Here is an 11,629-nt window from a genome sequence, read left to right on the forward strand (position 1 = left end):
CTACGCCCTGCACATTCCTTGAGGATGGGAGACTTCTTTCGGAAATCCGTTAAAAGAAGGGACAACATGTTTATTCCATGTCAATGCCATTAATTGAAAATATGGTTCTACTTGGTCTACTATTTCAAACCCTATATGTTCAAAGAAACGCCCGTCACTTAAATACGGATATTTTTTCTTCCCTACAATATGTACAATCCCATCCATCCCACGGTTAATGGCATCATTTCTGCAATAGTCTAACAGTTGCTTGGCATACCCAGTATTTTTATGTCTTCCTGAAACCCATAAACAGTTAATATACATATAATTCGGTGCTTCAATAGGAACCCACGCCATCTCAGCGGGCAAGTACTCAATAAATACTTTTGCACGTTCATCTAAACGATAAAAAACTAACCCTTCATCCATTCGTTCCGTCAGCCACTTTTTCTTCTCGCTAACTGCATGTTCATACTGTTTTGCCCCTAAAGCACAGCATATATGTTCGGTTTCGATATTACCTTTGGTTATTTGAATAAATCCCAATTTTTCCACCTCCATCTTCATGTTAAGAATGATTAAATACGCTTAATATATACGTTGTAAAAGAGTCACAGGTTTCGTTTATCAGAACTCTATCATCATTTTGGCTTCAGAACTCCCTTCACATCATTTGCAAACATAGCCATCTTAATTGTATATTATTATAAGCTAGATTAGCTACTTTAACTAACGCTGGAGGTGCTTTTAATTGAAGGTCAACTCCACTGAACTACAAAATAACTTTGGAAAGTATTTAATGTTAGCTGCACAGGAAGATATTATTATCACTCGCAATGGTACTGAAATTGCAAAACTTACCGCCTTGAATGATCAACTTCAAGATCATGGTCGTGCAGTAAATCAGGTTCATGAAAATGCACCATTATATGGCTATGGAAAGAAAGCTACTTATGAGGAATTTTTGCAGTTGTGGCATGATTCCGATGAAAGATACGAGTACATTGATGGGGAAATTTATTTACTTGCCTCACCAAAAACTGCACATCAAATAGCAGTTGGGGAAATTTACGGGAGTTTCTACAATTATTTTCAAGGAAGCAATTGCACGCCAATAGTTGCCCCCTATGATATTGAACTCAGGAGAACACCAGAACAAATCAATATCGTGCAACCGGATATAATGGTGATTTGTGACCTGGAAGAAAATTTGGATGACAACGATTATTACAAAGGGGTTCCAACATTAATTGTTGAAGTGCTTTCCAAGGGGACAAGAAGAAAGGACTTGATTAAGAAACTCGATCTCTATATGTCCTGTGGTGTGAAGGAATATTGGATTGCGAATCCTGACAACAAGGAAGTCACTGTGTATCTTTTTGCAGAACAAAATATTCAAGAATTCACGACCTTCAAACAGAACGAAATTGTTCAATCTTATCTATTTGAGAAATTACAAATAGCGGTGCAGCGTATTTTTAGATGAACATATATTTCCTATCAAAAACCCCATCTTCTTGAAAAAACAAATGAAGATGGGATGTTTTACATTTTTTAAATAAAAATGTAGGACTGCTTTTTAAAATTTTTATCCGGAGTGGAACATCACCCGCAAATGTCATTGTAGCCGGAATATCCGCTGAAATCATCAAAAAATAAAACCAATCAGGGGTAATAGCCTTCGAAGTAACCGCCAAATGACGCTTTTAGTCCCTTGATTTTATGATAAGCAGCATCAACAGCCTGTTCTTTATTCCATTCACTCTCACAATCTTTACAGTAGTATTCTGGGCCACCAACTATTTTTCTGCATCCACCTAGTTTAATTTCTCCTGCTTCTGCTTTTGGAAAACTTCCCTGGTTGGCATACCATACAAAATTTTCAATGTATTTTTAGATCCACATTTTGGACACTGCTTATAGTTAATGCCCATAATACTCCTCGCTTTTCTTTTAAAATGAGACCTAGTTTTTTCAAGTAACCCTCTTTAATGGATTTTAAATACTTTGCATTCCTATCAAAAGATGATTTAATATCATCTTTGCACGTACATAAGTTCAACCATACCATCATTCGTTTTTGTTCCAATAAGTTTAAGTTGAATTTCTGGATTTTCCCCTAAAAATAGAGGAATCCCTTCACCCAAAATTGTTGGTATTATTGTTATAATATACTTATCTACCAAGTTTTGTTTAATAAATTGATCAATTAACTTTGCTCCGCCAACAAGCCATATATCCTTCCCCTGTTGTTTTTTTAGATTTTTAATAAACCCAGTAATATCCTCTGATATATACGCTGCCCTACTATCAGGTTCATAATTTTTTGTTGTTGCTACATAACATTTCTTACCTTCATATACCCAAACATTGGGCGATAATTCATTAATAACTTGTTCATATGTTGTTCTACCCATAACAACCGTATCTATTGAACTATAAAATTCCTCAAATCCTAAATCTACATTTGGATCCCCACTACTACCACTTAGCCAGTCAACTGCTCCATTGGTCCTTGCTATATACCCGTCTAAACTCACTGCAATATAGAGAATTATGTTTCTATCCACTCCCTCACGCTCTTCACTTTTTCTTACATTGGGACGCTTAATCAAATACTATATTTATTATAACTTAATGCTTTGTTGTGACGCATCATTTAACTATATAGATTTTACATAATACTAACACAATTAAAGACTGTTAATTAACAATAAGTTGACCCGTTAAAGGGGTAGAATGTTGAGTAAAGCGCTTTGTTCTAAAGGTCAGTTCAATAAAGAAAAAAGGTCTCTCTTTTGAAGAAGAATACGCTTATGTTTCGAAAGCAAACAACTTTTTCCACAATTTTTATACTTTATTTTTAGTGAACAGCATAAACATTCTATAAAAGAAAATCATTTCTATAGGAGGTTTCCATGGATCAAAAGGATCAAAGTCGTCAATTAGACCAAATAAAGCAAATGCAACAAATGTTTAAAGCGAATATGAAAACTCATCCTTATCCCATGTACCCTAACTATGGGAAAATAACACGTTACGAAGAAATTCCGATAAGTTTACCTGAACAGCGCCAGCTACGCCATCCCGGAGTGGAAAAATTTATGGTACCCCTTCCAATTATCGAAAACCCGAACTATAAAGGGAGTGGGAAGTTAACAGGAAAAGTAGCACTTATTACAGGAGGTGACAGTGGTATTGGTGCAGCTGTAGCAATTGCGTTTGCTAAAGAAGGAGCAAATGTTGCCATTTCATACTTAGATGAACATGAGGATGCAAACAGAACAAAAACGAGGATTGAACAACTCGGACAACGTTGTTTACTACTACCTGGCGACTTGCGAGACAAACAACAGTGTATCTCCATTGTAGAACAAACAGTAAATACGTTTGGACGTCTCGATATTCTTTGTAACCACGTTGGTATCCAATTCCAACAACTAAGTCTGCTTGACATTACAGATGAACAATTCGATGACACCTTCAAAGTTAATATATACTCTCATTTTTACACAACAAGAGCAGCGCTTCCTTATTTAAAACCAGGCAGTTCAATCATTGGCACTTCTTCAGTGGTGACGTATGTAGGTGAGCAGCAAATGATTGATTATACTGCCACAAAAGGCGCAATAGTTGGTTGGACACGTGCCTTAGCTAAAAATGTCGTAAAACAAGGGATCCGAGTTAATGCCGTCGCCCCCGGCCGAATTTGGACTCCACTTATTTCAGCAAGTTTCTCGTCAGACCAAGTCGCCGTATATGGAGCATTTAATCCAATGGAACGAGTTGCCCATCCATTTGAACTCGCACCAACCTATGTCTATCTTGCTTCTGATGATTCTCGTTTTGTTACTGGTCAAGTTCTTCATGTTGACGGGGGCGAATCCACTCATTCCTAATGGAAGGAGGTTACCATTTTGAGATATGAATTTAATCCAGAAGTAAAGCTATTGCTAGTAAACCATTCCAATGAAAAAGTAAAGATGGTCTATATGGAAGATTCCTGGCCAATGTCTAAAATCGCACTTAGACCACCATACTATTGCTACCCAAGTTACGAGCTGAATTATCCAATAATCTAAATAATAACAGACAAAAAGACTTCTATACACAGTGTGGAAGTCCATTTAATTTTTTCTTAGGGTTCGCAAATATGCTAACCTTCAATTTTTCTATTTAGACTAATCAGGAAATAGGATAACGGTTTTAAAACGACTTTTTACAGTCGTCCTCACGATTATTAAACATTTTGATAACCATGACTTGCTTATCCAAGGTCATTTAGTGTGTGGGTCAATATAAGGTGGACCCCTTCGTCAAGACACTGCAAAGAGGTCTCCAATTAATCTAAAACTATGGGGTGGCAAATTTCTTGCATTAACGACCCTTTAAATCAAGGAGGCAAATTATGATTCTCTCTAAATTTGTAGACGAACTGCCCATTCCACCTATTTTAAAACCTCGATGGAAAGATCAGTTTTATACTTACTACGAAGTAAATATGACTGAATTCAGTCAATCACTTCATAGTCAGTTAAATAACTCAACTGTTTGGGGGTACGAAAATGGATATCCAGGACCTACAATTGAAGTCGAAAGTGGAGAAAAAGTGTTTATTAAATGGATTAACAATCTTCCTGATAAGCATCTTTTTCCAATCGATTATACGGTTCATGGTGCCCATTGGGACGTGCCTGATGTAAGAACAGTCGTACACGTACACGGTGCTTGTGTTGAATGGGAAAGCGATGGCTACCCAGAGGCTTGGTTTACAAAGGGATTCAAACAAGTGGGGCCTTATTTTAGAAAGCAAATATATCGATATGATAATTGTAATCATGCCTGCACTTTATGGTATCATGACCATACGATTGGTATTACGAGGCTAAATATTTATGCAGGTTTAGCAGGATTTTATCTTATCAGAGAAAATCGGGAACGTTCATTGAATTTACCGAGTGGGAAATATGAGATTCCTCTTATGATACAAGACAAGACATTTAATGAGGATGGTTCTCTTTACTACCCAAAGCAACCAGAAAAACCGATTCCTGAATTAGAAACGTCTATTATTCCTGAATTTATTGGGGATACGATTCTAGTAAATGGTAAAGTATGGCCTTATTTAGAAGTGGAACCACGTAAATACCGCTTTAGGCTTTTAAACGCATCCAACACTCGTTTCTATAGGATTAAGCTTGATTCTGGACAATTTATGTATCAAATTGCGACTGATGGAGGGTTGCTGGAATATCCAATTGGTATCAGGGAAATCATGTTAGCCCCTGCAGAAAGGGCAGATGTGATCATTGATTTTACCAATTTAGAAGGGAAGAATATTATCATGACAAATGATGCCCCCGCTCCTTTTCCAGGGGGTGACAAACCGGATCCATTAACGGTTGGTCAAGTGATGCAATTTAGAGTAACTCTTCCTTTATCAAGTGTTGACACTAGTACAATTCCGGCTTATATGGTACCTGTTCCAAAAATAAAGGAACAGTCAGTTACGAGGATAAGATACCTAACATTAAATGATAATATGGATCAGTACGGTCGTGAATGGATGCTATTGGACAATAAACCATGGGATGCACCCATATCAGAAAACCCAAAATTAGGGACAACCGAAATATGGTACCTCATCAACGTAACTGATGATTCACACCCAATTCATCTTCACTTAATTGATTTTCAAATACTTGACCGAAGAAATTTCGATGTTGATAAGTTTAACAAGGAGAAAGTTATCGAATATACAGGTCCGGCAATGCCGCCGGAACCACAAGAACGAGGATGGAAAGATACCGTTCGAGCTAATCCGAAGCAAGTTACTCGAATAATCATGGAGTTCGGACCATTTACCGGGTTATATATATGGCACTGTCATATTTTGGAGCACGAGGATTATGAGATGATGAGACCATATATTGTTATCCGATAATAAGCAGTGACCTGTCAAAATTAACTTGAATCACCGGGACGTTTCTTAATGTATCCAATATGTTTCCTCCAAGAATAAAAATAAGGGCTTCCTGACATGAACATTCTCGACAAAATTCCCGAGAGAAGGCTGCAATGTCAGAAAACCCTTTATTTCTCAGTGCTTTGAATAGTCCTATTTCTCCACCCTTGACATCAATACTACGCACTCAACATGGCTTGATTGGTAATCGCAGACAGTTAATTGTAAGATGTAGCAGTGTTTACCTTACAACACTAAATAAACAATTATTATCATATTAGATTTTCCAATACACGTTATTGGGTAGTCTACGTAAATAACCTTTGCTTTTTTCTATTATTTTTCCTGTTTGAATATATCTGACTATTACATTTTCATGATATTCTGATCGTCGTGCCATTTCGATAGATATAACTTATCTTCATCCGAAATAATACTGTCTCTGTTTTTCCGATTGCAAGTTGTTAATGTTTATGGTGTATTTTGCGGAAGATAATACAACTTTCCGTCTTTTGCAATGATTTTCACATCTTTTTGGAATAAATCTATCAAATCAAAGTTTTGAGGTACATATCCATTTGTCTGCTCAACAATCTTTTTTACAGTGATATCAGAAACAGAACGGAACTTTTTCTCTTCGTTTATCAAGCCCGGAATAAAATAAATAACTCCATCTAATCCCGTTCTTTTTCTGCTATTTTCATTAACGTTTATTTTAAGCTTTTCAACCTGAGTTTGATGCCATCTGCTTAACTGGTCTAATGCGCTTTGAACTTGCTTTGAATATGTAGGAAGCAATGCGAAACACTGTTCTCTTGTAACTGCGCCAAGATATAATGTGTGTTTTAATTCAGCAATTTTTATCAATACTTGCATCAATGTTTCTTGATAAACAAACCAGTTTTGTGCCTCTGCAAGTTCTTTTTCGTATTGCTTATAATCAAGGTCTTTTTTCTTTGCAAATCCTGCAATGGTAAGGTTGGCTTGTCCCAAGAGCTGAATACACTCTTGCTCCCATCTATTAATATTATCAATTTCGGTAAGTCTTAGTTCATCATTATCAAGAATATCTATTTGGAACTTTGCCATCTTTTGAATTTGTGCTACAAGCGCAAATACCTTACTTTTATATTCATTATCTTGAAAATCCGAAATTTTAGTAATTTTAGCGTTAATTTCACCAAGCTCTGCATCAATTTGTGACATATAATATTGACCGACAACCATTGACGCCACATTCATTGCTGATGATGCTACATTTGCAGCAACATTGGCATTTCGTTGTACTTCAACAAGATTTGCGTGTCCTTTCACACCTTCAGCTCCATGATAAAAACCACGAACAGCACCGGCCATATCTTTTGAGTCAGCAAGTTTTGCTCCTGCAGGGATAATTGCTTGGTATAACACTTGCGTGTTTGCTTGAGCAGCTTGCACTGCATTAACTGCGGCATTTCCCGCTTGAAACAACTCTGGTACCAGATTATTAACTCGTGCTAATAGCTTGCTATCAGTTATCTTCATCAGCTTAGAATCATTTATTGATTCAGCTGGCAACTGCTCTAATTGAATCATGAGCTGATTCATTGTTTCATTAACTTGTTCTGAGTTGGCAAGATTAGACTTCTGTTTTGTAATTATAGCATTTTCGCTTGTTTCGCTTTGCTGTTTTCGTTTCCGATAAATAAGAACACCCACAGCAGCAATAACAACGATAATCCCTATTATGAAATATTCCATTACGGTTTTCTCCTCTCATTGCTACATCTATCCTACAGCCAACAAAAATCTGACCACTCAACATATTGTTTTAATATAAAAAGACCTTTATGAAAGAACGCACCTTTCAAAGTTATTGAATTAAAAAATAATATCTATCAAATTTCACATATATTGCATCCTAAGTTACATAAATATATTCATAATTTATTATATTTTACTTAACAGAAAAAAACGACAATATTTTGTCGAAATATAAGAAACTTAAAGACTCTAGAGAGGTTAAGAATAAATTGGCAGAAAAAGAAAGGTTCATTGATCAAATTGAAGATGAAATACTAAATGCTTCAATAAATAGTTCGACAATATCATCTATTACTTCAGGAGTAATTTGCTTTTCTCTCTCTTGCAACTCTGCTTCGATTTCCGACCAATAATCTCTTAAAAATTGTTCCCACTGGTCATCCTCCAAGTAAAATAAATCTATATAATAATTCTGGTAAGTAATCTCCCCATTCTTTTCATAGAAATTTCTTTTACCAAAATTATTATTTTGCTGTGAATATATGGATTGTAGGTTTTGAACTAACTGATTAAATCGTAAATCCGGTTGTTGCTCCCATATCTTGAACAAAAGCGCTAAAATTCTTGGAATCCGTTTCGGATCTCTCATCTCCAATACCTCCATTTTAAATTTCCACTGCTCACTTTATCGAAAAAATTATCTTATTGCTGCTTACTTTACCGAGCATTTGGCTAAAGACCTTAATGTGTAAAATCTATGAACTACTGAAACCCTTTGTTATCAATGGATTCTTAACAATAAAATTCGGTAAAGCAAGCATCGAAGGATACCTCGATACTTACTTTACCGAATAAATTATAATAATACTACTCACATTACCGAAAGATAGCTTCGATCTATAAATCCTTTTTCTTTTTAATGTCCTTGTTGCAATTCATCGACAATAATTATTATATCCGCTTATACAAAATTTAATCTTCCCGTTACTATTTTAGAACTTGTAAACTCTTATGCATTAAAATTAATCATTAATTCCAATAATTTTTATTGAATCGTCTATTTTAAATTGAATAAAACACAAAGAAAGTATCTACATTATAGCCATGAGTAGATTATTTTCATTACAAGGATGTAAGTGAAAGAACATAAATATTTTTTGAATAACGAGCTTCTTATTTACTTTTGTTATTCATCTCTTCGTAATCAAAAATACTCGTCTGGTTCTGCAATAGTTAACTTTGCGCCGGATCGAACTAATTCAAGTACTGTCATAAACTGATAATCGTAATTCCCTTCATCCCTACCATTTAGCCCTATACTATAAATCCAATCAGTGTAACTATCGCTTCCTATATATTCAGTAAAAACAGTACCACCAGATGACACTTGAAGCACCCCTAGTTCAAAATGGAAATCTACATATCTAACCTCATGAGGGTAGTCTCTTGTTTTATAAACAAAACCAAAATCGAATTCCTGCTCAGGTTCGACTCCATTTGCAAAGGCTTCAAGGTAATCTTGAATTGCCATAAAAAATTCAGAAATTCGTTCTGATTCATGTTCCTTAGTATATTCCATAAAGGTTTTGACAAGGATGTCTCTCATAATTTGAAAGCTTTCTACATCTCCGGGTAGAACTAGATCTTCTTCCTGATCTGTGTCATAGTCTGATACTATTAGGTCTGGCCATTTTTTGCTAGTTTCCTTATAAAGTTCTTCCAATTTACTACGCATATAGGAAATGTTGTTAGATATAGGTTCCAGCATTGCAAGGTATAAATGAATATACATATCATATTCATGAGGTTCGAAATACATGGTAATGATATCATTGATTATTACACTAGCACTTACCATACGTTGGGCAACATCAAGGGCAGTATCACTTAACGGTGCCACTGAATCATAAAATTCGTCGTCATCTGGAATTATTATTTGTTGAATACCACATAGTAAACCGACAGAATCTGGCAATTTAAATCTAATATCATAAAAATCTTTTGCCTCTTCGCGTGATCTTGGTTGGTATAAATCAAAAAGTTCTTCAAGGGCAGACAACAATTCATCGCTACCATCAAGTATTTCGTTAACAACAGAACCAAGTTCAAGGCAAAACTGAACTAGGTTTTTCTGATTGCCCTGAGACACATAATTACCTCCCACATAAGTAAACAGGTTAAAAATTGCCTAGTTTTTGATTAACATTTCAACAATCTCATTTTCCCGTTTCCTAAGAACTTCTGGTGTCCATTCATTTTTCTGGTCAATAAATACTTTATTTGCACGAAATACATCAATACGACCATTTAAATAACGTTTCTTTTTCTCAATAAAATCCAGATTACTTAAAGAACTGTTTTTCCTCTTATTGATTAATACGAGATTCGCAATTTTATCTACCCAGAATTTATGTTCCTCTTCTGTAAAGTCCTTAGTCCATTGACTTTCAGAATTAGGATGTTGTGGTAAAATATGTTCCACACTAATATTTTTATATCCTGATAAGTGAACGGTATTGTCACTCTTTAAGTATTCTATTTTCAACAAAAGATACTTTGCATACTGTTTTTTATAAATATCACTGCTTATATTTCTTTTAAATTCATCTAGGTCAATTTTAAATATATCTTTGTTTTCCAATAGTTCATCTGGATTATTTGCTTTTTGTATAGCCTTTAAAATGGTATTCATTGCTTCAAGTCGCGGAGTTGGATTAACACCTACTACCCAATCACCAACAAATTTAAATTCTAATTTCTTTAAGAACTCATCTAATTTTTGATGTTTAAATTTTGCATAATAAAACATTATGGCTGGAATCCAATCCTCTGACCGAAGCCCAATTTTCATGATTGTAATAAGGTTTTTGAATTGATTACTTAATTCGTTATCTTCCAGCTCTATTACATTTTGATACACTTCGTCATACTGTTTGATAAACTCCAATGTATCATGACCTTTTTTAAGTTTACCTAGCTTATAAATTTTTTCTTCAAATTCATCAAGTAAATTAGACCTTGCTTTTTCCTTAACAATAATTGTTCTTATGAAATTAAAAAAACGATCAAAACCTTCTCCAAATCTACCTTCTATTTCTTCCCAGTATTTTGCATACTTCTTAATATCTTTATCATTATTTAGATGACCAATATTCATGGATTTTAAAATATCAGCACTTGTTAATGGAATTCCACGATCATTTAAAATCGTAAACATTCGAAATGCATCCTCAGTATTATCTGTTGAAACATAAATAAGTAGTGCCTTGTTTAAAATAAATTGGACAAACTTATCTAAATTATCCTTTTCCTGCAGTTGTTCCCTTAGAACTAATAAAGCATTTGCCATGTTTGAAATCGATATATTATCCTTTTCCCGTTCTCCTTTTAAATCATCAATTAAACTAGTACCATTCTCTTCAATAACATATTTCTTTATAAAGCCTTCTACATCATCCCGAATTTGATATGTAATGCGTTGTCTTTCTGGTATCATAAGTAATTCATCTGCTCTTTGATAAATCTTTTGTTGTAGAGTATCTTTATATGAAGGATTTTCTAGTAAATCTCTTAAAACCGCAAACATCAGAAAGAATGTAGTAAGACGTTGTTGTCCGTCTAGCACTTCATATTCATCAAATTCATCATTGTCTGTTCTTTTTAGTACAAGAGAACCTAGAAAATATTCATTTTCATTTTTATAAGTAAATGCATAGTATAAATCATCAATGAGATCAATGATATTTTCAGTTTGCCATACATATGAGCGTTGATATTCTGGAATTAAAAACCAAAAATCTGGTGAAAAAATTTTCTGTAAAACCTTTTTATCTGAATCTATTTTTCCGCTTCCCATTCAAAAAACTCCTTTGCATAGTTACTAAGTAAGCCCCCATTCAAACAACGCATATAAATCAACAGCACCTCTTGTTAAAATTG

8 protein-coding genes and 1 pseudogene are annotated in these 11,629 nt (G+C 34.6%); 3 read left to right on the forward strand and 6 right to left on the reverse strand.

The features are described from left to right. Window positions 1-51 precede the first annotated feature (51 nt). Window positions 52-528 (reverse strand): annotated as a pseudogene (locus LIZ98_RS14840) (GNAT family N-acetyltransferase); the annotation flags it as partial. A gap of 205 nt (window positions 529-733) precedes the next feature. On the opposite strand from LIZ98_RS14840, the gene LIZ98_RS14845 reads away from it, so the two are divergent. Then, complete coding sequence (locus LIZ98_RS14845; protein WP_227140103.1) at window positions 734-1,468, forward strand: type II toxin-antitoxin system prevent-host-death family antitoxin; 735 nt, start codon at window positions 734-736, stop codon at window positions 1,466-1,468. 550 nt (window positions 1,469-2,018) lie between these two features. Here LIZ98_RS14845 and LIZ98_RS14850 read toward each other — a convergent pair. Continuing rightward, window positions 2,019-2,552 carry a dihydrofolate reductase family protein gene (locus LIZ98_RS14850; protein ID WP_227203113.1) on the reverse strand — a complete coding sequence of 178 codons (534 nt, stop codon included), beginning with the start codon at window positions 2,550-2,552 and terminating at the stop codon, window positions 2,019-2,021. Window positions 2,553-2,900: 348 nt separating this feature from the next. On the opposite strand from LIZ98_RS14850, the gene LIZ98_RS14855 reads away from it, so the two are divergent. Both LIZ98_RS14855 and LIZ98_RS14860 read left to right on the forward strand, forming a co-directional pair. Beyond that, window positions 2,901-3,881, forward strand: coding sequence for an SDR family oxidoreductase (locus tag LIZ98_RS14855; RefSeq protein ID WP_034768472.1), 981 nt, complete (start codon window positions 2,901-2,903; stop codon window positions 3,879-3,881). 509 nt (window positions 3,882-4,390) lie between these two features. After that, window positions 4,391-5,926, forward strand: a complete 1,536-nt coding sequence (locus tag LIZ98_RS14860; protein ID WP_041845294.1) for a multicopper oxidase family protein — start codon at window positions 4,391-4,393, stop codon at window positions 5,924-5,926. A gap of 492 nt (window positions 5,927-6,418) precedes the next feature. Here the strand turns inward: LIZ98_RS14860 and LIZ98_RS14865 are convergent, their stop codons facing one another. The 4 genes from LIZ98_RS14865 to LIZ98_RS14880 form a co-directional block, all read right to left on the reverse strand. Then, window positions 6,419-7,687, reverse strand: a complete 1,269-nt coding sequence (locus LIZ98_RS14865; protein ID WP_227140101.1) for a hypothetical protein — start codon at window positions 7,685-7,687, stop codon at window positions 6,419-6,421. Between the two features lie 298 nt (window positions 7,688-7,985). Next, window positions 7,986-8,339 carry a hypothetical protein gene (locus LIZ98_RS14870; protein WP_227140100.1) on the reverse strand — a complete coding sequence of 118 codons (354 nt, stop codon included), beginning with the start codon at window positions 8,337-8,339 and terminating at the stop codon, window positions 7,986-7,988. 555 nt (window positions 8,340-8,894) lie between these two features. Beyond that, window positions 8,895-9,839: a hypothetical protein gene (locus LIZ98_RS14875; RefSeq protein WP_095142620.1), complete on the reverse strand. Its 945-nt coding sequence runs from the start codon at window positions 9,837-9,839 to the stop codon at window positions 8,895-8,897. Window positions 9,840-9,878: 39 nt separating this feature from the next. Further along, entirely contained in the window at window positions 9,879-11,546 is a 1,668-nt protein-coding gene (locus LIZ98_RS14880; protein WP_227140099.1) for a DUF262 domain-containing protein, read from the reverse strand. Window positions 11,547-11,629: the final 83 nt, after the last annotated feature.

Origin of the sequence: Caldibacillus sp. 210928-DFI.2.18, assembly GCF_020554505.1 — a bacterium.
Lineage (GTDB): Bacteria > Bacillota > Bacilli > Bacillales > Caldibacillaceae > Caldifermentibacillus > Caldifermentibacillus hisashii.

Bases quoted from the DNA above. Each gene is read 5' to 3' on its own strand.
- LIZ98_RS14855 (WP_034768472.1), top strand. From the start codon at position 2,901: ATGGATCAAAAGGATCAAAGTCGTCAATTAGACCAAATAAAGCAAATG.
- LIZ98_RS14865 (WP_227140101.1), bottom strand. From the start codon at position 7,687: ATGGAATATTTCATAATAGGGATTATCGTTGTTATTGCTGCTGTGGGT.
- LIZ98_RS14860 (WP_041845294.1), top strand. From the start codon at position 4,391: ATGATTCTCTCTAAATTTGTAGACGAACTGCCCATTCCACCTATTTTA.
- LIZ98_RS14880 (WP_227140099.1), bottom strand. From the start codon at position 11,546: ATGGGAAGCGGAAAAATAGATTCAGATAAAAAGGTTTTACAGAAAATT.
- LIZ98_RS14870 (WP_227140100.1), bottom strand. From the start codon at position 8,339: ATGAGAGATCCGAAACGGATTCCAAGAATTTTAGCGCTTTTGTTCAAG.